At 69.8% G+C, this 22,711-nt stretch carries 19 protein-coding genes; 10 read left to right on the top strand and 9 right to left on the bottom strand.

Annotated elements, in window-relative coordinates; all coding sequences use genetic code 11:
- The first annotated feature begins 12 nt into the window (after positions 1-12).
- Positions 13-849, top strand: a complete 837-nt coding sequence (gene rfbD / locus RIB98_06765) for a dTDP-4-dehydrorhamnose reductase (protein MEQ8840665.1) — start codon at positions 13-15, stop codon at positions 847-849.
- Here rfbD and RIB98_06760 read toward each other — a convergent pair.
- Complete coding sequence (locus RIB98_06760; GenBank protein ID MEQ8840664.1) at positions 842-1,738, bottom strand: hypothetical protein; 897 nt, start codon at positions 1,736-1,738, stop codon at positions 842-844. The two genes, rfbD and RIB98_06760, sit on opposite strands and share 8 nt — an antisense overlap.
- A 24-nt stretch (positions 1,739-1,762) precedes the next feature.
- Here RIB98_06760 and RIB98_06755 point away from each other — a divergent pair, with 24 nt between their 5' ends.
- Positions 1,763-2,830 (top strand): hypothetical protein, encoded by a 1,068-nt coding sequence (locus RIB98_06755; protein MEQ8840663.1) that lies wholly within the window; start codon positions 1,763-1,765, stop codon positions 2,828-2,830.
- 8 nt (positions 2,831-2,838) lie between these two features.
- Here the strand turns inward: RIB98_06755 and RIB98_06750 are convergent, their stop codons facing one another.
- Both RIB98_06750 and RIB98_06745 read right to left on the bottom strand, forming a co-directional pair.
- Positions 2,839-4,743, bottom strand: coding sequence for an S-layer homology domain-containing protein (locus RIB98_06750; GenBank protein MEQ8840662.1), 1,905 nt, complete (start codon positions 4,741-4,743; stop codon positions 2,839-2,841).
- A complete protein-coding gene (locus RIB98_06745) occupies positions 4,740-6,698 on the bottom strand; it encodes a SpoIID/LytB domain-containing protein (GenBank protein ID MEQ8840661.1) in 1,959 nt (652 codons plus the stop codon). Before RIB98_06745 ends, RIB98_06750 begins: the two co-directional genes overlap by 4 nt.
- A gap of 167 nt (positions 6,699-6,865) precedes the next feature.
- On the opposite strand from RIB98_06745, the gene RIB98_06740 reads away from it, so the two are divergent.
- Positions 6,866-8,758 carry a S8 family serine peptidase gene (locus RIB98_06740; protein MEQ8840660.1) on the top strand — a complete coding sequence of 631 codons (1,893 nt, stop codon included), beginning with the start codon at positions 6,866-6,868 and terminating at the stop codon, positions 8,756-8,758.
- On the opposite strand, the gene RIB98_06735 is transcribed toward RIB98_06740, so the two are convergent.
- A complete protein-coding gene (locus tag RIB98_06735; protein MEQ8840659.1) occupies positions 8,755-9,486 on the bottom strand; it encodes a glycosyltransferase family 2 protein in 732 nt (243 codons plus the stop codon). The two genes, RIB98_06740 and RIB98_06735, sit on opposite strands and share 4 nt — an antisense overlap.
- Before the next feature lie 38 nt (positions 9,487-9,524).
- On the opposite strand from RIB98_06735, the gene RIB98_06730 reads away from it, so the two are divergent.
- The 3 genes from RIB98_06730 to RIB98_06720 are packed head-to-tail and all read left to right on the top strand — an operon-like array spanning position 9,525 to position 13,010.
- Entirely contained in the window at positions 9,525-10,604 is a 1,080-nt protein-coding gene (locus RIB98_06730; protein ID MEQ8840658.1) for a polysaccharide pyruvyl transferase family protein, read from the top strand.
- Positions 10,605-10,629: 25 nt separating this feature from the next.
- Positions 10,630-12,027, top strand: coding sequence for a sugar transferase (locus RIB98_06725; GenBank protein ID MEQ8840657.1), 1,398 nt, complete (start codon positions 10,630-10,632; stop codon positions 12,025-12,027).
- Entirely contained in the window at positions 12,024-13,010 is a 987-nt protein-coding gene (locus tag RIB98_06720) for a glycosyltransferase family 2 protein (GenBank protein MEQ8840656.1), read from the top strand. Before RIB98_06725 ends, RIB98_06720 begins: the two co-directional genes overlap by 4 nt.
- On the opposite strand, the gene RIB98_06715 is transcribed toward RIB98_06720, so the two are convergent.
- Together RIB98_06715 and RIB98_06710 are read right to left on the bottom strand one after the other, a co-directional pair.
- Positions 12,994-13,758, bottom strand: a complete 765-nt coding sequence (locus tag RIB98_06715) for an ABC transporter ATP-binding protein (protein ID MEQ8840655.1) — start codon at positions 13,756-13,758, stop codon at positions 12,994-12,996. The genes RIB98_06720 and RIB98_06715 overlap by 17 nt on opposite strands.
- Entirely contained in the window at positions 13,755-14,576 is an 822-nt protein-coding gene (locus tag RIB98_06710) for an ABC transporter permease (protein ID MEQ8840654.1), read from the bottom strand. Before RIB98_06710 ends, RIB98_06715 begins: the two co-directional genes overlap by 4 nt.
- 43 nt (positions 14,577-14,619) lie before the next feature.
- Here RIB98_06710 and RIB98_06705 point away from each other — a divergent pair, with 43 nt between their 5' ends.
- Positions 14,620-15,861, top strand: coding sequence for an O-antigen ligase family protein (locus tag RIB98_06705; GenBank protein MEQ8840653.1), 1,242 nt, complete (start codon positions 14,620-14,622; stop codon positions 15,859-15,861).
- Here RIB98_06705 and RIB98_06700 read toward each other — a convergent pair.
- Genes RIB98_06700 through RIB98_06690 form a run of 3 tightly spaced genes read right to left on the bottom strand, consistent with a single transcriptional unit; the run spans position 15,773 to position 18,410 of the window.
- Positions 15,773-16,774, bottom strand: coding sequence for a glycosyltransferase family 2 protein (locus RIB98_06700; protein MEQ8840652.1), 1,002 nt, complete (start codon positions 16,772-16,774; stop codon positions 15,773-15,775). The genes RIB98_06705 and RIB98_06700 overlap by 89 nt on opposite strands.
- On the bottom strand, positions 16,771-17,046 hold the full coding sequence (locus RIB98_06695; GenBank protein ID MEQ8840651.1) for a hypothetical protein: 276 nt from the start codon (positions 17,044-17,046) through the stop codon (positions 16,771-16,773). The genes RIB98_06700 and RIB98_06695 overlap by 4 nt, the downstream gene beginning before the upstream one ends.
- 14 nt (positions 17,047-17,060) lie before the next feature.
- Positions 17,061-18,410, bottom strand: a complete 1,350-nt coding sequence (locus RIB98_06690) for a glycosyltransferase (protein ID MEQ8840650.1) — start codon at positions 18,408-18,410, stop codon at positions 17,061-17,063.
- Between the two features lie 31 nt (positions 18,411-18,441).
- Here RIB98_06690 and RIB98_06685 point away from each other — a divergent pair, with 31 nt between their 5' ends.
- From RIB98_06685 to RIB98_06675, 3 genes are all read left to right on the top strand, one after another.
- Positions 18,442-21,153 (top strand): hypothetical protein, encoded by a 2,712-nt coding sequence (locus tag RIB98_06685; protein ID MEQ8840649.1) that lies wholly within the window; start codon positions 18,442-18,444, stop codon positions 21,151-21,153.
- Positions 21,154-21,162: 9 nt separating this feature from the next.
- The gene (locus RIB98_06680) at positions 21,163-22,128 is read left to right on the top strand and encodes a methionine biosynthesis protein MetW (protein ID MEQ8840648.1); all 966 of its coding nucleotides are present in this window, start codon (positions 21,163-21,165) and stop codon (positions 22,126-22,128) included.
- Positions 22,125-22,711: glycosyltransferase (locus RIB98_06675; protein ID MEQ8840647.1), on the top strand; the 587-nt coding region annotated here is incomplete at its 3' end. The genes RIB98_06680 and RIB98_06675, both read left to right, overlap by 4 nt.

The raw sequence follows: 22,711 nt of genomic DNA, 5'->3' as shown, positions 1-22,711 counted from the left end.
AGGCCCAGCTCGATGAAGATCCTGGTCACGGGAGCCAACGGTCAGCTCGGTACGGAGATCCAGCCACTGCTCGAGCCCCACGAGGTCGTCGCCGTCGACCTTCCCGAGCTCGACATCGCCGACCGCGCCATGGTGCTCGGCGCGCTCCACGAGCTGCGCCCCGATGTGGTGATCAACTGCGCAGCGTTGACGGCGGTCGACCTCTGCGAGACCGAGGTCGATCTCGCGTACTCGGTCAACGCGCTCGCCGTTCGCCACCTGGCCGAGGGCGCGCACGCCGTCGGTGCCCACCTCGCCTCGGTGTCGACCGACTACGTGTTCGACGGCACGAAGGTCGGCCCGTACAACGAGTGGGACGAACCGTGTCCGGTGTCGGTCTACGGGCGGTCGAAGCTGGCCGGCGAGCGCGAGGCCGGGTTCGGGGCCACCGTCGTGCGCACCGCCTGGGTGTGTGGCGAACACGGCAACAACATGGTGAAGACCATCCTGCGGCTCCTGGGGGAACACGACACGCTGACCTTCGTCGACGACCAGGTCGGACACCCGACCTTCACCGCCGACCTGGCCCCGGTGTTGCGGGACCTGGCCCTGGCCAGGCGGCCCGGGCTGTTCCACGTCACCAACCAGGGTGCGGTGAGCTGGTTCGAGTTCGCTCGCGAGGTCGCGACGGCGGCCGGCGCCGATCCGTCCCGCGTGAACCCGTGCAGCACCGAGGAGCTGGGCATGGACTATCCGGCGCCGCGGCCGGCGAACTCGGTGCTCGACAACATGGCCCTGCGTCTGTCGGGGTTGCCCGAGACCCGCGACTTCCGCGCGCCGCTGGCCGAACTGGTGGCCCGCCTCAGCTGAGCGCGCGTCGGCCCGCTCGGTTGGCCTGCGCGAGCGCGCCGGCCGCCACGGCCAAGAACGCGAGCCAGATCACCCGGTCGAGGCTGCCGAGCAGCACGCCCGTGTCGAACTGGAGGCCGATCAGTGGCGCCAGCGCGGCGATGAGCGCCTCCCGTACGCCCAGCCCGCCGGGGAAGAATCCGATCGCCACGGTGAGCGCCCCGGCCACGGAGAGCGCCACGGCCTGCGTCGGGTCGATCGAGACGCCCAGGGCGCTGACCGCGAGCCCGAGGCGGAGTGCGCTGATCGCCAGCCAACCACTCTCGACGGCGATGACCGCCGCCGCGAGCCCGGCGCGCCCGGCCGTCGGCGCGTTCGCCCGGAACAGCAACGCCGCGCCCAGACCGGCGCCGAATCCGGCTGCGACGACGAGGGCGGCGAGCCACCATGTGCCTTCCAGGCCGATGGCCACGCCCCCGACGAGACCCGTGATTCCGAGCCAGGCCAGGCCGGGAACCGCGGATGCGGCGATCGCGCGGCCGTAGGTCGAGCCGTCCTCCGAGAGGGAGCGCACGGTGACGAGGAGGGATCCGGGTAGGGGGAGCAGGTTCGCGGCGGAGGAGATCACCGCCACCTCGACGCTGCGGCGGGCCGGCGGCGTCTGGTCGGCGACCCGGGCCGCCACGTGGAATTCGGCGGCCTTCAACCCGAGGCTCGCCGGCGCGGCGATCGCGAACGAGATGACGATGGGGAGCCAGTCGATGTCGGCGACGGCGAGGCCACTCGATCGCCAGGCCCACACCGAGGCGACGACGACGCCGATGCCCGAGGTCAGCAGAAGGGCGGTCCGTAGCCGGGGTGGCAGCGGTTGGGCGCGCTGATCCAGGAGTCGGCGGAGCGCGTCGGGCATTCCGCGACGCTACCGTCGCCCGGGATGAAGGTGTTGATCGATGCGGTGCACCCCGCCGATGTGTGGACGCTCGGCGCGGTCGAGGACCGGCTGCTCGCCAACGGCGAGGAGACCCTCTGGCTCTCCCGGCCCGGGAAGGACTCGGTGGTCGAGCTCATCGAGGCCCGTCGGCGCCCACACGTGCGAGCATCCACCGCCGGCACGTCGATGTTCGGGTTGGCCCGCGAGCTGCTGGTCCGCGACTGGCGGGCGTTGCGCACGGTCCGAGCCTTTCGGCCCGATGTGGTCCTCACCCGATCGCCGGCCGGCGTCCACGCAGCCCGGCTGACCCGCACGCCGGTGATGTACGACACCGACGACGGCCATGTCGCCGGGCTGCTCTACTACGTGGCCGGGCCGCTGGCGAACATCATCGCGAGTCCCTCCGCGACCGAGAAGAGCTACGGGCGCCAGCACCGGCGCTACCAGGGCTACAAGGAACTCTTCTACCTCCACCCGTCACGCTTCGTTCCCGATCCCGACATCCGCCCCGAGCTCGGGCTCGCGGCCGACGAGAACTTCCACGTGCTGCGACTCACCGCGTTCACCGCCAGTCACGACGTGAGCGAGGCCGGGATGTCGCGCCCGCAGATCGACCGGGTGATCGAGATGTTGTCGGCCACCGGCACCGTGCTGATCTCCTCGGAGGCCGATCTCCCCGCCGATCTGGTCCAGCGGCGCATCACTGCGGCGCACCATCGGTTCCACCACGTCCTCGCGGCCGCCGACCTCGTGGTCGGTGACAGCCAGACCGTGTGTTCGGAAGCCGGCGTCATCGGGACACCGTCGCTGCGGTTCAACACCTGGGCCGGACGCCACCCGTATCAGGTCGAACTCGAGGAGCGCTGGGGCCTCACCAGGGCGTTCCTGCTCAGCGACGAGGCGGCGTTCTTCGCCGAACTCGAACGGGTCCTGGCCGATCGCGAGGAGGTCCAACGGGCCCACGACCACGGGCGACGAGCCATGTTGGCGTGGTGCGGCGACCCGGTCGACGATCTCACCGCCTGGACCTACGAACTCGCCGGCCGCCGGGTACCCGACGCGAACGGCTGAGCCCGAGGCTAGAAGTCGACCGCGGAGGGCGGCTCGACCAGCGTCCAGGCTTCAGGGGTGGTGCCGAGCCGCTGCAGGAAGGTGGCCATCTCGCCGCGCCGGATCCTGTCGAGCGGGGCGAACAGGGTGGGCGAGATGCCGGTGGTGATCCCGAGCTCGGCCATCCAGGCGACGGCCTTCTCGTAGAAGGCGCCCGAGGGTACGTCGGAGAACACGGCGGACGACTGCGCGGCCGGCTGGCCACACATCCGCCACAGGAACGTGGCCATCTGACCGCGGGTGACGAAGGCCTCCGGCTCGAACGTGGTGGGCGAGGTGCCGGTGGTGACGCCCGACTCGTAGAGCCAGTTCACGGCGGCCTCGTAGAAGGCACCCTCGACCAGGTCGACGAAGGGTGCCGGCGCGGTGAATGGCGGCAGGTCCATGAACCGATGGAGGAAGGTGGCCATCTGGCCACGGGTGACATGGTCCATCGGCTCGAAGAGGCCCGGCCGGGTGCCGGTGGTCAGGCCCTTCTGGCGCAGATAGTAGACGCCCGGGGCGAAGAACCGCGTGGGCTCCACATCCACGAACGTGGCGAACAGGGTGAGGTCCATGAGATCGGCGGTGCGGCCGTCGGCGGCCGTGGCCCGGACCACGATGGACGTGGTGTCGAGGTCGATCGGCACGGTGTGGTCGAAACCGTGGGCGGCGCCGGCGTCGGGATAGTCGTCGGCCAGGTCGTCGACCTCGCCGTCGGCGGTGATCACGATGGGCTCGCCACCATCGACGATGATCTCGATGTCCTGCGCCTCGGCCGGCGAGAAACGATCGATCACCCAGCCCTCGCAGCGGACGTCGTCGAGACTGTAGGTGGGTGTCAGGTGACCGAAGACCGGCACCAGTTCGGCGGCCGCCGAACGGATCTCGTCGAGTCGTTCGTAGAGGACCGTGCCGGGGCATGACGTCTGCCCGTTGTCTCGATGGCCACTGATGTTGTCGACATCGACGAATTCTCCGGGCTCGGCGAGGTCGCTGCCCGCCGACCGAACCAGCGTGTGGCCGAGTGGGTCGACACCGTGGAGGCTCAACTTCCACCCGAGGAGCAGGCCGAGCGACTCCACGACGGCGTCAGGGACGGTGTCGGTGCTGAACGTGCCGAGCACGGCGACGCCGACGCTCTCGCCGTTGAGGCCGGTGGTGTGCCCGGCGGCGATCGGTTCGTAGAGATCGCCCTCGCGCCCCTGCCAGATGCGGCCGAATCGATCGATCACGAAGTTGTAGCCGATGTCGTCCCAGCCCCGTGTGTCGACGTGGTACCGCTGGATGCCGTGGATCAGGTCGGGGACGGCCGACTCCGAGTAGCCGTTGGGGTTGACGGTGTGATGGACGATGCCGTGGCGAAGACCGACGTCGGCGCGACAGCCGAGACCGAACACCGAGGTGGTGAGGGCGCAATCGATGGTGTCGCGGCGGGGGATGTCGGTCCAACTGCTGCGATCGATGATCTCGAGCCCCGGAATCGGGGTGACGATCGTGAGTGCGGCGGCTCGCAGCCGCCGTTCGGGGGCGGTGATCTCGTGGACCCGCAGGTCGTCGACGCCCCGGTTCGCAACCCAGTAGGCCTCGGCCCCGGGCACCATCACGGCGGGTCCGTGGGCTCGGCCCGACGGATCATCGGGTCCGTGGCCGTGGTCGCTCTCGACCTCGATGTCCTGGCCCCAGGTGCCGTCGACGAGCGCCCGCACCACTGCACCGGTGTGCGTATCGCCCGTCCAGCTCAGCGAGAGACCGGTGAGGCCGTCGGCCTCGACGATGGCGCCGGCGCCCACGGGCGTGCCGGCGTTCGCGCCGGCTGTCCTGACGAAACCCGGCAGCAGACCGAGCGCGGGGACCGCCGCCGCGGTCTGAAGGACCCGGCGGCGCGAGATCACGACGTGGTCCTCATGGCCGCGGGAAGTTCGACACCCTCGGCGAACGCGCCGGGGGCACCGGCCAGCCGCCAGAGGAACGTGGCGATCTGGGCCCGGGTGAGGGGCTCCTCCGGAGCGAACGTGGTGGGCGTCGTGCCGGTGGTGATGTCCCACTCGACCATCCAACGGACCGCTTCGGTGAAGTAGCGATCGTCGGGGACATCGGTGAAGTCGTGGTCGGCCGTCGACTCGGGTGCGCCGGCGAAGCGCCAGAGGAAGGTGGCCGCCTGGGCTCGGGTGACGGAGCCCTGGGGGGTGAACTCCATCGGCGAGGTGCCGGTGGTGATGCCGTTCTCTCTCATCCAGGCCACCGCGTCCTCGTAGTAGCTGTCGGCGACGAGATCGGTGAACCCGTGGGGGACCGTGGCCTGCGGTTTGCCCGCGAAACGCCAGACGAAGGTGGCCAACTGACCCCGGGTGTTGGACTCTCCGGACCCGAACGTGGTGGGCGTGACGCCGGTGGTCAGCTCCTCGGTGGTCATCCAGAGGACGGGCACGTAGAAGTAGTCGTCGAACTCGACGTCGGTGAACGAGATCAGCCGGAGGAGCGAGAAGTTGGACGAGACGAGTGGATCGCAGAGCAACGTGGCCTGACACCCGAGCTTCAGCGCGTTGTAGAACCGTTCGCCGTAGGGCCTGCCGTCGGAGTTCGTGACCACGACCGTCTTCTTCGTGCCGACGATGGTCACCTCGGCGAAGTTGAGGCGGCCGGAAGCGGGAACGTCCTCGATCGTGATGGCTCGCACGGTGCCGACCTGGAGTTGATCGCCGGCGTCGGGGACGCGCAGGTGGTACTCGTTGAGCCAGCGGGAAACGTCGGCGAGCGGGTAGGCCACCTCTCGGGCCCGGTACGGGTTGGCGTCGTTGCCGTCGAACGGGTCGGCCTTGGCGACGAGATAGGGCCGGGTTGAGCCGGACGCCCATACGTGGGGCGGCTCGGCCGTCGCGCCGCCGTTGGAGGCCGAGTAGTAGGTCTCGGCGATGACGCCACCGTGGGTGAGGATCTCGTTCGCGGTCGCGTCGATGCCTTTGCACCACTCGAGGCAGCCGGACAGTTCGACGCCGTAGCCGACGTAGTACTGATCGCCGGTGTCGTTGACGACGTCCCACGCGTTGCCGTTGCCGTTTCGGCGGATGACGGCGGATGCGGCGTAGCTGCGGGCGGCGACGGCCTGCGCCTTCTGCGCCTCGATGGGCCAGGACTGGGGGATCTCGGCGATACCCCGCAGATAGTCGTCGATGGCGAGGTCGCCGTGCACGACGCAGAAGTCGGTGGCGCTCCCGCAGTTGCCGCCGGTGGCGCCGGGACGAAGGAGGATCCTGCCTCGGGCGTAGGCCCCCGAGGACGGACCGCCGCGGGGGACCCCGATACCGGCGCCTCCGGGGCCCTCGGTCACGAGCACGTGGGTTCCCGTCGTGGTGATGCCCAGCTGGCCGGTGCAGGCCGACGCCGCGCAGAGGTCGACCTGCTCGGCGCCGCTGCCGACCAGGAGGCGCCATTTGCCCGGTGTTTCGGGGCCGGAAGGAGGGAGGTACGTCGCCGTGACCGGGCCGGGCGAGGTGGCGAACACCTCGCCACCGGTCATGGCGAAGGCGAGATCGCCGCCGGCGGGGGTGATCGCCACGGTGGAGCGCACGCCGAGGCGCACGTCGATGTCGTTGTCGTCGCCGAGTGGGCCGGGGATCGGCTGACGGGTGGTGCCCGGGTAGTAGAAGCCGAGGATCTCGTCGTAGGTGTGCCCGGCCTCGGCGCGACCGAGCGCGCCGTATTGCGACATGCCGATGCCGTGGCCGAATCCACCGCCCATGAAGCTGATCGTGGGCACGGGGGTGTCAGCGGCGACGGGCGCGGCGCCGAAGGCGACCAGCGTGATGAGCACCGCGAGGGCGAAGCGACGGAGAGGCAGACGAATCATCGGGATCCCATTGGCGGACCGCCCGCGACAGGAGATCCCCAATCTACGGGAAGTGCGCCGTCTGTGTGCGTCACCTCGACGAGAAGTCTCAGGGCCCGAACCACGGTGCCGAAGTTACTGGTGTTGAATACGGAGTGGTACATCCGCCTCGCCCGAACGGAGCCAGAATGCGTCGCATCCCGCTCGTCACGGTCGCCGCCCTCGCGGTGTTGCTGTCGACCCACGGGCGCGCCGGCGCAGCGGAGGGCGGGGAGCCGAGCGGCAGCGAGGCCGACCACACTGTGGCGGTGATCGTCGATCTCGTCGATCTCGGGGTTCCCGGCGACGCGCCGATCCAGGCGAGTCTGCTCGACCTGTCCGACGGCATCGAGACCACCGGAGTGCTCGAATCCCTGGATCTCATGGCGGCCGACGTGACACTCGACGGCCTCGCGGCGCTGGAATCGTCGGCTTCGGTGGCGTCGGTGAGAACGGCTCGCGACGATCTGCAGCTCACCCTCGACGAGAGCACCGCCACGGTCGGCGCCACCGACTTCCGGATCGAGGGGTACAGCGGCGAGGGGCGTGTCGTCGCCGTCATCGACAGCGGGGTCGATGACGACCATCCCGGACTGGTCGACGCAGACCTCGGCAGCTCGGTCGTCGCCCAGGGGTGCTTCCTCGACGGCATCTCGGACAACGGTCAGATCGACGTCGTCGAGCAGTGCGACAACGGTGAGCGCCGCAGCCCCACGGCCACACCCTGCGTCACCATCCCGCTGAGTTGCACCCACGGCACGGCCGTCGCCGGGGTGATCTCCGGTGACGACGCCGCGCTCGCCGGGGTGGCGCCCGATGCCGGCATCATCGCCCTGCGGGTGACCGCCGTCGTCGACGGCGACCTCGACGCCACCGATCCCGAAGAGCGCTATCGCACCTACATTCCGGAGGCCGGGGTGTTGGCCGCGCTCGAAGAGGTCTACGCACTCCGCGACACGTTCGACATCGCCGCCGTCAACCTCAGCCTCGGCGGTTCCCCTCAGGGCTGTGAGGACGCAGTGTGGGAGGACGTGATCGATCGTCTCGCCTCCGCCGGTATCGCAGTCGTCGCGGCAAGCGGGAACCAGGGGTGGGTCGATGCCGTGAGCTTTCCCGCCTGTCTCCCCGGGGTGGTGGCCGTCGGTGCCACCGATGCCGCCGGCGCCGTCGCCGGCTTCTCGAACACGAGCGCCGACCTCGACCTGCTGGCGCCCGGTGGCCCGATCATGACGACGGTGCTCGACAGCTTCGACCCGTCGGGCTTCGCCGACCAGACCGGCACCTCGTTCTCGGCGCCGCACGTGGCCGCGGCCCTCGCCCTCGTGGATGAGCGGCTCCCGTCCGAATGGTCGGTGGCGCGGACGCGCAACCTTCTGCGGGTGGCGGGCTCGATGGTCGAGCGCACGACCCCCAACCCGTTCGACCACGATCCGCGCTATCCCGAGCTCCGGCTCGGCCCACTGGTGGACTTCGTTCCCTTCGTCGATGCCGTCGACGGCTACTGGGTCGAGGCGGCCGACTGGGCCAAGGTGAGGGGCGTGTCCACCGGGATCGGCACGAACTCCTTCGTCCCCGACGGCTCGCTCACCCGGGCCCAGGCCGTCACCTTCCTCTGGCGATTCATGGGGTCGCCCGACCATGGGAACGGGTCGGTGTTCGACGATGTGGCGACGGGTGAGTGGTACACCCAGGCGGTGGCGTGGGCGTCGGCCGTCGGCGTGACCACCGGCACCGCACCGGGACGGTTCTCGCCGGACGAACCGGTCACCCGCGGGCAGTTGGCCACCTTCATGTGGCGCACCGCCGGACAGCCGTCCCCGGCGTTCGGGTCCGGCTTTCGCGATGTGGCGCCGGGCGCGTTCTATGCGACGGCCGTCGCCTGGATGGCGGAGAACGGGGTGACGACGGGAACCACGCCGTTCTCGTTCTCGCCGGGCGACACCGTCTCCCGGGCCCAGATGGTCACCTTCGAGTTCCGACTGGCCGACGCGCCGGCGGCCTGGACCGGTGCGGTCGCACCGCCGGATCTCGCGCTGTTCTAGCCGCGCAGATGGCTCGGGCGACTGCGACGCGTCTCGACGCCGTACTTCACGATGCAGCGCACCGCAGCGACGCCGTCGCGCCAGTTGATCTTCTTGCCGTCGGCGTAGGTGCGTCCGGAATAGGAGATGCCGACCTCCCACACGCTCCAACCTCCGGCGGCGACCTTGGCGGTGATCTCGGGCTCGATGCCGAAGCGGTCCTCGGTGAGATCGAGGCTCTTCACGACCTCGGTGCGGAACGCCTTGAAGCACGTCTCCATGTCGGTGAGGTTCAGGTCGGTGAACATGTTGGACAGCAACGTGAGCATCCGATTGCCGACCGAGTGCCAGAAGTAGAGCACCCGGCGCGGTCGGCTCGATTGGAAACGGCTGCCGTAGACCACGTCGGCGGCCCCGCTGAGCAGCGGTTCGAGCACCAGGTCGTAGTCGACGGGGTCGTATTCGAGGTCGGCGTCCTGCACGATCACGAACTCGCTCCGGGCTTCCTCGAACCCGCGACGGATCGCCGCGCCCTTCCCCCGATTCTCGGGTTGGAGAACGACGCGGACCCGCTCGTCGTCGAAGGTGGCGAGCCGGTCTCGCGTGCCATCGGTCGAACCGTCGTCGACGATGATCAGCTCGGCCGTGTGGGGGCTCGCGAGGACCCGTTTCACGATCTCGTCGATCGTGGCGGTCTCGTTGTAGCAGGGCATCACGACGGAGAGTCGGGGTTGAACGGTGCTCGCCATGGTCCGATGACGTTAGCAGCAGGGGTAGCGTCCGCGGAGTGTCCAGCCCCGCCGCATCCTCGACTGTCGAGCCCCGGATTCTGGTGTCCGGCTGGGCGGGCGCGGGCAACGTCGGCGATGAACTGCTCACCCGCGCGATGGTCCAGCGGTTGCGATCGGCGGGCGCGTGCCCGGTCATCGCCTCTCGACAGCCGGCCCGCACGAGCGCGCTGCACGGCGTCGAGTCGGTCCCCTGGGGGCCGCGGGGATGGTCGACGGTCGCCTCGATGGACGGAGTCTGTCTCGGACCCGGCGGCATTCTCCAGGACTCCTCGAGTGTGTGGAGCCTCCCCGGACACCTCGCCGTGGTGCTGGCGGCGCGGCGCCGGGGAATCCCGATCGCGGCGATCGGCGTCGGCGCCGAGCCGCTTCGTCGGCAATCCTCGCGATCGCTCCTCCGGCACGCGTTGCGCGACGCGACGGTGATCACCCGGGACGAGGCATCGACGGCCGCCCTGGCCGCCGCCGGCGTCACCGCGACGACGGGCGCCGACGTGGTCTTCGGGCTCGACCTGCCCACGGTCGAGCCGGCAGCAGAGATCCTGGTGAGCGTCGGGGGCGCCGTCGGTCCCGGCGTGGTCAGTCCGGCGTCGCGACGGATCGAGGCGCCGCCGATCGATGCGATCGCCGGCGCGCTGGATCGGTTGGCGGTGGCGCTCGGTGCCCGGGTGGTTCTGTCCCGGTTTCGGGGCGCGCGCGACGCCGACATCGCCAACGAGCTCGCGGCGACTCTCGTCACCGATGCCGAGGTGTTGGCGGACGACGTCGACGAGCACGTCCGCCGGGTGATGGGCGCCCGGTTGGTGGTCGGCTCGCGCTATCACCCGATCGTGTTGGCCGCTCGGGCCGGCGTGCCGGCGCTGGTGGTGTCCGACCAGGCGAAGGTCCGTAGTTTGGCCCAACAGCTGCACGACTGCGGTGTGCGGCTGGTTCCATCATGGGACCTGGTGACCGCGTCGTCGGTGCCGCTCGCGCCCGCCGTGGGCACGGTTCTTCCCGGTGTGACGACGGCCCACGAGTCGATCGAGGCGCTCGTGGTGGCGGCCGGTGCCGCCCGCGGCAACCGACGTCGCGGTTAGCATCTCCTGAGCCCTGCAGCACCTCATGAGCCTGCTGCGGGCCGAGCCGACGATGCGGACACACCAGACTCCCACCCACAGCCCGCCGAACGGTGGCGAGGCGTTCGTCATCCGTCGGTTGCGACGGCACGGGTTCCGCTACCTCCATGTCATCGACGCGTTGACGCTCTACAGCCTGATGGTGCTGATCACCTTCGCCCGCTTCGGCGTCGAGTGGCCCACCTACGCACGTTCGCACTACCTCGTGGGCTTCGGCGTCGCGACGGCGATCCACATGACGGCGTACTACTTCGGTGGCTTGTACGAGTACGAGCAACGGCTCGGCCTTCCGCCCATGCTGCCCAAGATCAGCCTCCTGACATCGCTCGCGATCCTCGGCACCGCCGCCGCCGGCCTCGCCACGAATCGCTATCTGATGCCGCGCGGCAACCTGCTCGCGTTGCTCGGTCTCGCGACCCTCGCCATCGCCGTGAGTCGTTTCGTGGCCCGCCGGTTTCGCTCCCGCCGCTACGGGACCTCGCGCATTCTCCTCGTCGGCAACCCCGACGACATCTCGCTGGCGCGTGCCCATCTGGCCGATTCCGGCGGCGACGCCACGGTCGTCGGGCAGACCGCGGTCGCCGACGGACTGCTCGAGCAGGTGGGTCGGGTGCAGGCGACCGACGTCCTGCTGCTCAGCGGCGACTCACTCGATCTCGTCTATCCCAGCCCGCTCGAACAGCTGGCGGCGGGGAAGGTCGGCGTCTTCTACCGGATCTCGCCCTCGGACACCCTGCTCGGTCTGCAGCGCAGCCGCCAGATCGCCGGGATGCCCTTCGTGGCGCTGCGGGCCCAGGCGGTGCCCAATTATCGACTCCGCCTGAAGCGGATGCTCGAGATCCTCGTGCTGCTGGTGCTGGCCCCGGCGCTGCTCGTTCTCGCTCTCTGTCTGAGCATCTATGTGCGATGGCGCGTCGGAAAGGGTGTGTTCTTCCGCCAGGAACGGGTGGGACACCGCGCGAAACGGTTCACGATGGTGAAGTTCCGCTCGATGCGCGAGGACGCCGAGGACCACGTCGGTGCCGTGTTGGCCGACGCCGACGACCCCCGAGTGGTCCCGGGCATGAGATGGCTGCGCGAGAGTCGCCTCGACGAGTTGCCGCAGTTGTGGAACGTCCTGAAGGGTGAGATGTCCATCGTCGGTCCGCGACCCGAACGCCCCGAGTTCGTCGAGGCGTTCGAGGAGCTGATCCCCGGCTACGGGCGGCGTCACGACCTGCCGCCGGGCATCACCGGCCTGGCCCAGATTCGGGGGCACTATCAGACCGATCCCGGCTACAAGCTCGGCCACGACCTCCAGTACGTCGTCAACTGGTCGCCGGTGCTCGACCTCCAGATCATGGCCGAGACCATGCTCGTGATGCTGCGACGGTCGGCCCGTTGAGCACCGACGACTCGCTGCGTCCTGATGTCGACGTCATCATTCCGGCGCTCAATGCCGCGGGAACGCTCGACTCATGCCTCGACGCCGTGCTCGAACAGGACTACGACGGTCTCGTCGCGGTGACGGTGGCCGTCGGTCCCGGTCGCGACGCCACCTGGGAGATCGCCGAGGCCCGCGCGGCAGCCGATCCCCGTGTGGTCGTGGTGGCCAACCCCACCGGGCGCACGCCGGTCGGACTCAACCTGGCCACGGCCAAGGGGTCGGCGCCGATCGTCGCGCGGGTCGACGCGCAGAGCGTCCTGCCGCCTCGCTATCTGAAGCGGGCGGTGGAGACCCTCGACCGTACGGGTGCGGCCAACGTGGGCGGAGTGCAGCACCCGGTGGGCGACAACGGCCTGCAACGGGTGATCGCGGTGGGCATGTGCTCGCCGTTCGGTGCCGGCCCGGCCCGATTCCGCCGAGACGGTTACGAGGGGCCCACCGACACCGTGTATCTGGGTGTCTTCCGACGTGACGCGCTGGAGGCAGTCGGCGGCTTCGACGAGACGCTCGACCGCAACCAGGACTACGAGCTGAACTGGCGACTGCGCGAGGCCGGCCACCAGGTGTGGCTCGACCCGACCCTCGTCGTGTCCTACCAACCTCGGGCGACCTTCCGCAGCCTGGCGTCGCAGTACTACGAGTACGGCACGTGGAAGCGTCACGTGTTGCGCCGCAACCCCCGCTCGCTCCAGCCCCGTCAGACCGTGGCGCCGCTGCTGGTCATCGGCCTGCTCGTCTCGGCCGTCGAACTCGTTCGCGGCCGGGCCCGAGGCCTGCTGGTGCCGGCCGCCTACGGCGGTGCCGCGCTCGCCGTCGCCCGTGATTCGCGGGGTTCACTTCCGCGAAAGACCGATCGCTACCTGCTGATGGCCGTGTTCGCCACCATGCACGTGGCGTGGGGAGTGGGCTTCCTGTTCGGCCGCGTCAATCGCGGGTCGTGAGGGTGTTGTCACCCCGGTTGACATGGTCGAGATAGGCGGCGACGACCTCGTCGGGATCGCCCAACTTCATCAGCCGGCCGTGGTCGAGCCACCCGAGGGTGTCGCACAGATCCGCCATCAACTGCGTGTTGTGTGAGACGAGGACGATCGTGGTGCCGGCGGCACGGAGCTTGTTCATGTGGGTCATGCAGCGGCGTTGGAACTCCTCGTCGCCGACTGCGATGACCTCGTCGACGAGCAGGAGCTCGGGGTCGACGTTGACGGCCACTGCGAAGCCGAGGCGCACGTACATGCCGCTCGAGTAGATCTTCACCGGCTCGTCGATGAACTCACCGATGCCGCTGAAGCTGATGATCTGGTCCATCGACGCCGCCATCTGCTTGCGGCTGAGGCCGAGCATGGCGCCGTTGAGATAGACGTTCTCCCGACCGGTGAGGTCGGGGTGGAAGCCCGAGCCGAGTTCGAGCAGGGCCGAGAGACGACCCTCGGACTCGATCGTTCCGGTGGTGGGTCGATGGATGCCGGCCATGAGTCGCAGGAGCGTCGACTTGCCGCTGCCGTTGTGGCCGATGAGCCCGAAGAACGATCCGGGCGCGATGTCGAGGTCGATGTCGCGCAACACCCAGAAGTCGTCCGCCTCGGACTTCTTGCCGATCCGCAGGATGGCTTCCTTGATCGAACTGGGGCGGTTTCGTTCGAGGCGGAACTTCTTCGAAACACCCTCGACGCGGATGGATCCTGCAGTCATGGTTCCTCGCTGATGGCCATGCTCTGGTCACGGAAGTAGACCCAGCCGATGGCGAAGGTGACGATGGCCCAGGCCGCCGCGGCGAGCAGGCGGTTCCACTGGGGCACTTCGAGGAAGTAGGTGGCGTCGCGGGCGATGTCGATGAAGAGCGACGGTGGATTCCACAGCACCAGCGTGCGGGCGAGATCGGGGACGTCGGGGCGGTTGAGGAGTTCTTCGGTGAAGACGATCGGCACCGTGAAGAACGCCACGTTCAACAGGATGCCGACGAGGTACTGCACGTCGCGGTAGCGGGCGTTGAAGACCGACACGATGAAACCGATGCCGAGCCCGAACATGAGGGCGAGCACGAGGGCGACGGGAAGGAAGACCGCCGTCCACGACAGGTTGGCGAGCACGGCCATGATCACCAGCAGCACGATGGCCTCGAGCCCGGTCTGGACCGAGTTGGCGGCGGCGCCGCCGAGAAGGGCCGTCTCGGTGGGGAAGTAGATCTTCTTGCGCAGATCGCTCACCCCGATGAGCCACCCCATGGAGCCGTTGACCACACCCGTGAACAGGCTCCACACGATCAGCCCGGTGAACAGGTACAGGCCGAAGTTCTCCGCGTTGCCGTTGCGCGTCGGCGGCGGCTCGGCGTTGTAGACGACGCCGAAGACGAAGCTGTAGACGAGCACCGTGGTGAGCGGGTTCATGAACGACCAGAACCAGCCGAGCAGGCTGCGCTTGTAGCGGGCCTTCGATTCGCGCTCCGCGAAGTGGTAGATCAGCGAGGCGCTCTTGCGCATGCTGGGAGTGATCGTGAGGGACAGGGCCATGACCGGTCGGATCCTAGCGATTCGGCGTCGGTACGATGGGACGATGCGTCTGCGCCCGCTCCGTCCGCTCGTGGTTGGGGCCGGCATCCTCGTGTTGACCAACGGGCCGCTGTTCTTCGTCGGCGAACGGCTGCTCGACGGTGATCGGGGGTGGGAGGAGCCGTTCACCCGGGCCGTTCTGCTGGCGGTGGCCGTCACGGCAACGGCGGCGGTCGTCCTCGATCGGTACCGTCTCGACGGCGCTCGCCTGGCCAGACCCCATGTCGCCGCCGCGGCTCCGGTCGTGTTCATGAGTGCCTGGATCGTCCTCTCGAGTCTCTGGAGCCTGTCGCCGGACATCGCTCGCGGTCGGGCCCTGATCTACGTGGGACTCGCCGCGTTCGCCTGGGTCATCGCCGATCTCGAGTTCGGTGACTTTCGACGGGCGTTGGCCGTGGCCTCGGGGCTCGGGGTCGGCGCCAGCCTCGTCACCGTGGCGCTCTCGAGCTCGATCGGGAGCGACATCAACGACGACTGGCGCGGCATCTACACCAACCGCAACTCCTTGGCGCCGGTCGCCGGTCTGGCCATCCTGGCGGGACTGAGCCTCTGGTTCGGGAGTCGGAGGGGGCGGGTATGGGCGGGCATGCTCGTCGGCATCGGCGTGGTGGCGATGCTCGGCAGCGGGAGTCGCACCGCCTGGTTGGCCCTGGTGGTCGCGGCCGGCGCCTCGCTCCTGCTCGTCGCCGCACGAGTCGGCACCGATCGATACGGGCCACGCGTGCGCACCGCGGCCATCGGGATCGCGCTGCTGGGCATCGCGGTCACGTCCGTGATGGTGTCGCAACTGTGGAACGAGTCGACGTTCGTGCAGCGGCGCACCATCTGGGGCCTCGTGTGGGACCGCATCGGTGAGCGACCGCTCCACGGGTTCGGCTGGTTCAACGTGTGGGTCGACCCCGACTTCACTGCGGCCGATCCGCTCCTGGGGAGGGGGAGCGCGCACGGCAGCTTCCTCGAGGTCTGGCTCGGTCTCGGTCTGATCGGACTCGTCCCGTTCCTCGTCATCATCGGGCTGGCGCTCTACGGCTCGCTCGAGGCGGCATGGCGGCGTCCTTCGGTCGCGTCGTGGACGTGGCTCGCCCTCGTGCTGTTCCTGGTGATCGAGAACCTGACCGAGAGCTTCGTGCTCTGGTTCTCCTACAACTGGGTGCTGCTCATGGCCGCCGCGCTGCGATGCGGTGCCGTGCGGCGCTCCCGAGTCGAGCACCGAACGCCCGTCCCCAGCGAACCGGCGACCGTGTGAGCTGATCCAGCTCGTCGCGGGCCGAGGCCAGGTCCTGCTCGTGGCGGCTGCGTCCATCGAGCACGAAGTGCGTGCCGGCCAGTCGGCGAGCGTCGCCTGCCGGCAGGAGCACCGGGCGCGACGAGAGCCGATCGATCACGGCGGCGTGAGCCCGTTCCCATGTCGCCACCGTGGCTGCGTCGTCGGCGTTGCCACCGTCGAGTCGGCGGTAGAGCGACGTCGCGGCCGGGATCGAGACGACGCCGGCGACCATCGCGGCGCGCATCAGGAAGTCCCAGTCCTCGTAGACGGGAAGGTCGTCGTCGAAGCGCAGACCGAACTCGTCGACGAGGTGGCGGGGATAGGCCAGCGCACAGATCGGCGTGAGGTTCAGGCTCATGTGGGCGAGCAGGTCGAACCGATCGGGAAAGGGGAACTCGACGGGGCCCGTCGCCCGTACCGGTTCGACCCCGCCGTCGGTCGTCCACGACTGGCTCCGGGTGACGGCGCGGATGACCGCGGAGGGCGCCGCCCCGATCGCGTCGGCGAAGGCTGCCAGCCAGTCGTCGTCGACGAGATCGTCGTCGTCGAGGAAGCACACGTGTGAACCGGTGACCCGTTCGAGGCCGGCGTTGAGCGGGGTCGAACGGCCGCCGCCCTGTACGCCGATCACGTCGAGGCGCAGGCCGGCACGGGACCCGAGATCTCGGCGCACCCCTTCCGCAGTGGCCTCGTCGCCGTGTACGACCACGACCACGTCGAACTCGCGATGGTGCTGGGCGGCCAACGACTCGATGGCCTCGTGCAGCGATGTCGGTCGGGTGCCCTGGGTGCGTACGATCACGCTGAACGACGGGACCGCGTCGGCCGTCGGTTCCGGCGTCGGGCCCACCTGGCCGTAGGTGGACAGGAACTCGTCGAGTGGACCGTTCACGGGCCTGCTCCAGGCATCCGCCGGCGCGCAGCCCGCAGGACCCGCATGAGCGGGTTGGCGGCCAGCGCCGCGTGGAGTTCGGAATTGGCGGCATCGAGCTCGGCTTCGCGTCGCTCGAGTTCGGCGATGCGGTCGCCGAGCACCTCGGCGCGTCCGTTGGCACCGAGGAGGCCGTCGCGCAGCCGGAGGATCTCGGTCCGCAGGACGGTGGGATCGTCGGACTCGATGGGGTCGGGGTCGCCGGGCACCGGCAGCTCGTCGAACGGGGGCACGCCGGAACGATACGTCAGTCGTCGGCCGCGGCGAGGCGGGCGTGGTGAACTCGGGACCGCAGGACCGGGCGCCGGGTCGTGACCGGGACGGCGGGGTCGTCGGTGGCCGGCGGGAGGTGGTCGGCGTTGCGGGCCAGGGCGTGGGGGTCGTCGGGCCGATGGTGGGCGGGGTGGTACCACGGGTCGACGATCTCGCCCCAGCGGCCGATCCAACGGTCCCATTCGTCGGGGGCGATCACCGGCGCCCGCGTGAGCGTCTCGTGGTGGACCAGGGTGGCCGCCGGCTCGATGACGACGTTGCCGACGGCACGCCGGAGACGGATACACAGATCGATGTCGTTGAACGAGAGCGGAAACGACGGCGACATCCCACCCACGGCGAGGAAGTCACGACGGCGCACCATGAGACAGGCGCCGGTGACGGCGATGACGTCGCGGGCGACGAGCCCGCCGTGGGGCTCGGTCGCGGCCGGCTGCCAGCCGACGAAGGGGTGCAGGGGCCGAGCGTCGTCGATGACGATTCCCGCGTGTTGCACCGTGCCGTCGGGGTAGGTCAAGAGCGCGCCGACCGCCGCGGTTCGTGGGTCGTCGAGGCGGGCAGCCATGCGGTCGATGAAGGCGAAGCCCTCGGGCTCGGTGTCGTCGTTGAGCAGCAGCACGATCGGGGAACGGGCGTGCAGCACGCCGAGGTTGACCGCGCTCGAGAAATTGAACGGCCCGGGAGGGCGCCGCACCACACGGCGGCCCGGACCCTCGAGCACCGCCGGGTCGGCGTGGAACTCGTCGCCGACGACGAACACCGACTCGATCCGTTCGGGCAGTGCACCGAGGCGGGCCAGAAGTCGCTCGACCGCGACGGCGCCGTCCGGGAGTCGGGCGCCGGCCGTGGGGATCACGACGGTCACGGTGGCAGGGATCGCCGCGGCAGGGATGTCGGTGGAGGGGCGGCCGCTCGGCGGTCGGCTGCGTACGTTCGTGGCTGGTGGCGAGGGATGTCGGGTCAGTGTTGTCGTGAGGTGGACGACGTCGGCCTCGGTCTGCGCCAGCCGCTGCGCCACGTCGGGTGCATCGGCGGCGATGCCCTGGGTCCGCAACCAGCCGGCCCGCACCGCGAACGGGGCGAAGGCGTGGGGGTCCTCCGTGGCTCGGGTCGGGCTCCAGGCGGTGCGCAGACGGGTGAGCGAACCGTGGGTGACATCGCCGAACCAGGCATCGGCCGGCTCGGTGGCGGCGTATTCGACGAGCGCGTCGGCGCCCGCCCGATCGAGCACGGCGTCGTCGGCCAGTGCGATCACCAGATCAGTGTCGGGAATCGATGCATCGGGCGGGCCGTGATCGAGCGGAACCGGGTGGAGGGCAACCATGGGCTGTCAGCGAAGCTAGCGTCCGCAGACGATGGCACCGGTTCCGACATCCCGCCGCGCCCTTTGGGGCGTCGTTCTCGGCGTCGTGGCTTTCGCGTTCTGGCCTGCGTTGTTCGGGGGCGGCAGTCTCGTTTCGGCCGACATCGTCGCCACGAGTCCGCCGTTCGACTCGTATCAACCCGACGACTTCTCGCTCGAGACCGGGCCCGGTGATCCGATCAACATCCACGCCCACTGGGGCAGCCTGGCCGACGATCTCCGTAGCGGCGATGTCGGCTGGTGGAACCCCGACCTGGCCGGCGGACAGCCGACGATGAAGGCGGGCGCGCCCATCTTCGAGCTGCCCTACCTGTTCAGCCCGCAGTGGTATGCCCCGGGTCTCGTCGCCGCAGTCCGCGCGCTCGTGGCCATCCTCTTGACGTTCGGCTTCCTGCGGGCGCACGAACTCCAGCGCGTGTCGGCCCTGGTCGGCGGTATCGCGTTCGGGTTCTCGGGCTTCATGGTCGGCTGGATGAACTGGCCGCACAGTTCGGTCGCGGCGTTGGCGCCCGGCTTGTTGTGGGCGATCGAGCGACTGATCCGCGACCCGCGGCTCTGGCGGGCGGTGCCGCTCGGTGGAGTCGTTGCGCTGATGGTGTGGTCGAACTTCCCCTCGGTGCTCATCTATCTCATGCTCGCGGCCGTGGTCTACGCGCTCGTGCGGGTGGCCCACGAGTGGCGAGCGGCCGGCGGCCGCCGTTGGCCGGTCGCTCGTATGGCGGTTGCCGCGGCGGCGATCGTGGTGGCGGGGCTGCTCGGTGGGCCTCACCTGCTGGGCTTCAGCGAGTACATCGGTTGGAGCGACACCAGTCATCGGGTGGGAAACCCGGATGACTCGTCGGCCGGCGTGGCCTACCTGATGACGGCGGTCGCTCCGGCCGTCTGGGGCAGCGATGCCGTTGGGCCGAGCTGGTTCGGTGAGGGGAACTGGATCGAGTTCAACGCCCATGCCGGTGCCTCGGTGGTGCTGCTGGCGGCGTTCGGCCTGGTCAGCGGACTGCGGAGTGGCCCGGGTCGGCGGCGTTCACTGGCGCTCGCACTGGCGGCCATCGCCCTGCTCGGGGTCCTGATCGCGTACGTGGGCGGCCCGGTCGGGGTGGCGCTCGGCGACCTCACCGGTTCGCAGGGCGGTCTGATGACGCGAGCCAAGGTGCTGCTGAGCGTCGGGCTCGCGCTCGGGGCCGCCCTCGGCGTGGATCGGATCCTCGAACAACCGGGGTCGGCGACCCGGCGCGATGTCGTGGCGACCCTCGCCGTGCTCGGTGGCGCCACCCTCGTCCTGGCGCCGTCCATTCTCGATTGGCTCGACGTCGCCCGCGCCGGTGGCGTGTTCCGCGAGGTGTTGGCCGTCTCCACGGTTCCTGCGATCGCCCTCGTCGCCACGGTGGCGCTCGTCGTGGCCCGCATACGAGGCCAGGCCACGGCTGCCGTGGTGGGCTGGGGGCTCGTCGTCGTGGTCGGTGTCGAGATGTTGAGCTTCGCCATGCCGGTTCCCACGATCGTGTCGGCCGCCGAGCGGCTCACGGCCACGCCGGCCCACGAGGAGGTCAAGAATCTGCTGGCCCCCGGCGAACGACTGGCCGGCGAGGGGCGAACCTTCTTCGCCTCGACGACCCAGCTCTTCGACATCGACGACGCGCGGGGCCAGGTGCTCAAGTCGGCGGGCTATCAGGAGCTGCTGCGGGCGGTCGACCCCGCCATGCTCCTGCGCGAGGGCGGGGGGACGCCGACCTATCCGAACATCGCCGAGGGCACCGATCCGAGAACACCGGTCTGGGACGCCATCGGTGTGGGTGTCTGGGCGCAGTTCCCCGACTCGATTCCGATCGGCTCGGTCGTCGAACCTCCCGCCGGCTTCGGGGAGGCCGATCCGGCGCTCCAGCCGCTCACGGGTGTCGTCTCGGTGCCCACCGGAGGTCTGCGAGCGGTGCTGTTGCGGGTGGAGCCGATCGTGAGTGGGTTGCTGCAGGTGCAGGTGGTCACGAACGATGGTCCGTTGGTCGAGGAACGATGGCTCGAGCCGAGCGACGAGGGTCTGCTCTCGGTGGCCGTGCTCGGTGAGGAACTGGCCCCTGGCGCCGAGGTGTTCGTCTCGGTGGGGGCGCCGGCGAGCACCGTCTTCGTGGACACGCTCGACGACGGATCGCTTGCCGTCGGCACGGTGGCGGGCGACGACGATCTGACCCTGGCCCGCATCGGCGACGTGCTGTTGTTCGATCGTCCGGTGGAGCCGGTGTTGCTGGTCGACCAGGTGCAGGTCGAGGACGATCCGGTGGCGGCGGCGGGCCTGGTGGCGGCGGGAGGGCATGTCGTCGACAGCGACGTCGGCCTGACGGTCTCGTCCTCTGCATCGGCTGCGTCGGCGGGCGAGGGGCTCGAGGTCCTCGACGTCGACTACGGAAGAGACCGGGTGGCGGTCCGGGTCGAGGTCGACCGGCCTGCGCTGTTGATCGTGTCGCGTACGGCCTATCCGGGCTGGCGGGCGACCGTCGACGGGAACGTCGCCGATCTGGTCGTGGCCGACGCCGCCTTCCTCGGTGTCGTCGTGGGGCCGGACACCGACGAGGTCGTCCTCGACTTCCGTCCGTCCCGCCTCGGACCGAGCCTCTGGATGCTCGCCGGAGGACTCGTGGTGACGATTGCCCTGCTCTACGACGGCCGCCGACGGGGGCACCTCCGCTCGTCGTCGGGCTCCGCCGGGTAGCTTCGGGCCGTGTCAGATCTCGACCCGTCCACTGCCGTGCCGCCCCTCGACGACGATCACTTCGCAGCGAGAATCCAGGCGGAGGTCGTCGCCTCGGCCGAGCGTCGGCGCCGCGAGGACGTCAATGTGGCTCGGTTGGAACGGGAGATCGAACGGGTGTGGGCCGACGTCGCACCTCCGGGCGCCGCGGGCGACGCCGAGGAGTTGCTGCTCGACCGGGTCGATCGACTGTCCCTGATCGATGTCGATGCGCCGATCGGCGAGCGGCCGGGCATCAAGCAGGTGAAGGGTGCGATTCGCAAGGGCACCTACTGGTACCTGCGCTACATGAGCGATCAGCTCAATGCGCTGCACAACGTGCACGCGCGCCTCCTGCGGCGGATGGACGAGCGGCTGACCGAGGTCGAAGCCGCGGTCGGTCTCGACGATCGGATCGACCAGCTCGCCACGCCGGCGGCCACGCCGGGCGGCGAGATCGGCGAGCTGCTCGCGGCCCGCCTCGCGACCGTCGACGGTCCCGTTCTCGTCGCCGCGTGCGGCGAGGGACGGTGTGTGGCGGCGTTGCAGGACCGGGGTGTCCCGGCCTTCGGTGTCGACACCGACGCAGCCGCCGTCCTGGCCGGTATCGACGCCGGGCTCGACCTCCGAGTGGGTGACGCAACGGCGGAGCTCGCGGCCATCGAGGCGGGCACGCTGGGTGCCGTGGTGATCGGCGGCGCCGTCGCGCGTGCCGGGGTGTCGTCCTTGCTGGGCCTGCTGGATCAGGCAGTGGCGGCGGTCGGCACGGGCGGCGCGGTGGCCGTCGTTCCCGAGAACCTCGCGGCGCGAGCGCCGGTCGATGCCGAGTTCCTGGCCGGCAGAGGTCTCTCGGCGGCAGCATGGGTTCGGGCCATGGCGGCGGCGGGCCTCGAGACCGAGCTGGTGGCCCATGGCGAGGCCGGCCACGACGCGGTCGTGATCGCCCGCTGCTCGTGAGCCGTCGTCCGATCGTTCACCAGTTCACGGCAGTACTGGCGGGCAGAGACGCGGTCGGTCATCACACGCTGGCCGTCGATGACGTCCTGCGCGAGATGGGCGCCGACACCGAGATCTTCGCGGCCCATGTCCATCCCGAGGTACGCGACCGCGGTCGTGACTTCCGTGACCACCCGAACGCACCGGCGCCGGACCTGATCCTTTACCAGACCTCCATCGGGTCGCCGGTCGGCGACTACGTGATGTCGCGGCCCGAGCGACTGGTGTTGAACTATCACAACATGACCCCGGCGGAGTTCTTCGATCCGTGGGAACCCGCCGTCGCCGCCGAGCTCGACCACGGTCGTCGTCAGCTCGCCCGCCTGGCCCGACGGGCCGACCACGCCATTGCCGTCTCGCAGTACAACGCCGACGAACTCCTCGCGCTCGGCATGTCCCCCGCGTCGGTGTCGGTGTCGCCGGTGTTGTTCTCCCCCTTGTGGGAACAGGCCACGGCGCCGTCCCCGGGTCAGGCAGTGCGTGCACCTGCGGACCTGCCACGCGGTTCCGGGGCGCCGTCCCCGGGTCAGGCAACGCTGCTGTT

Source organism: Acidimicrobiales bacterium (assembly GCA_040219515.1).
Lineage (GTDB): Bacteria > Actinomycetota > Acidimicrobiia > Acidimicrobiales > Aldehydirespiratoraceae > JAJRXC01.
This window is presented reverse-complemented; position numbering and strand designations above follow the sequence as displayed.

Bases quoted from the DNA above. Each gene is read 5' to 3' on its own strand.
- rfbD (MEQ8840665.1), top strand. From the start codon at position 13: ATGAAGATCCTGGTCACGGGAGCCAACGGTCAGCTCGGTACGGAGATC.
- RIB98_06760 (MEQ8840664.1), bottom strand. From the start codon at position 1,738: ATGCCCGACGCGCTCCGCCGACTCCTGGATCAGCGCGCCCAACCGCTG.
- RIB98_06755 (MEQ8840663.1), top strand. From the start codon at position 1,763: ATGAAGGTGTTGATCGATGCGGTGCACCCCGCCGATGTGTGGACGCTC.
- RIB98_06745 (MEQ8840661.1), bottom strand. From the start codon at position 6,698: ATGATTCGTCTGCCTCTCCGTCGCTTCGCCCTCGCGGTGCTCATCACG.
- RIB98_06740 (MEQ8840660.1), top strand. From the start codon at position 6,866: ATGCGTCGCATCCCGCTCGTCACGGTCGCCGCCCTCGCGGTGTTGCTG.
- RIB98_06735 (MEQ8840659.1), bottom strand. From the start codon at position 9,486: ATGGCGAGCACCGTTCAACCCCGACTCTCCGTCGTGATGCCCTGCTAC.
- RIB98_06725 (MEQ8840657.1), top strand. From the start codon at position 10,630: ATGAGCCTGCTGCGGGCCGAGCCGACGATGCGGACACACCAGACTCCC.
- RIB98_06715 (MEQ8840655.1), bottom strand. From the start codon at position 13,758: ATGACTGCAGGATCCATCCGCGTCGAGGGTGTTTCGAAGAAGTTCCGC.
- RIB98_06710 (MEQ8840654.1), bottom strand. From the start codon at position 14,576: ATGGCCCTGTCCCTCACGATCACTCCCAGCATGCGCAAGAGCGCCTCG.
- RIB98_06705 (MEQ8840653.1), top strand. From the start codon at position 14,620: ATGCGTCTGCGCCCGCTCCGTCCGCTCGTGGTTGGGGCCGGCATCCTC.
- RIB98_06690 (MEQ8840650.1), bottom strand. From the start codon at position 18,410: ATGGTTGCCCTCCACCCGGTTCCGCTCGATCACGGCCCGCCCGATGCA.
- RIB98_06685 (MEQ8840649.1), top strand. From the start codon at position 18,442: ATGGCACCGGTTCCGACATCCCGCCGCGCCCTTTGGGGCGTCGTTCTC.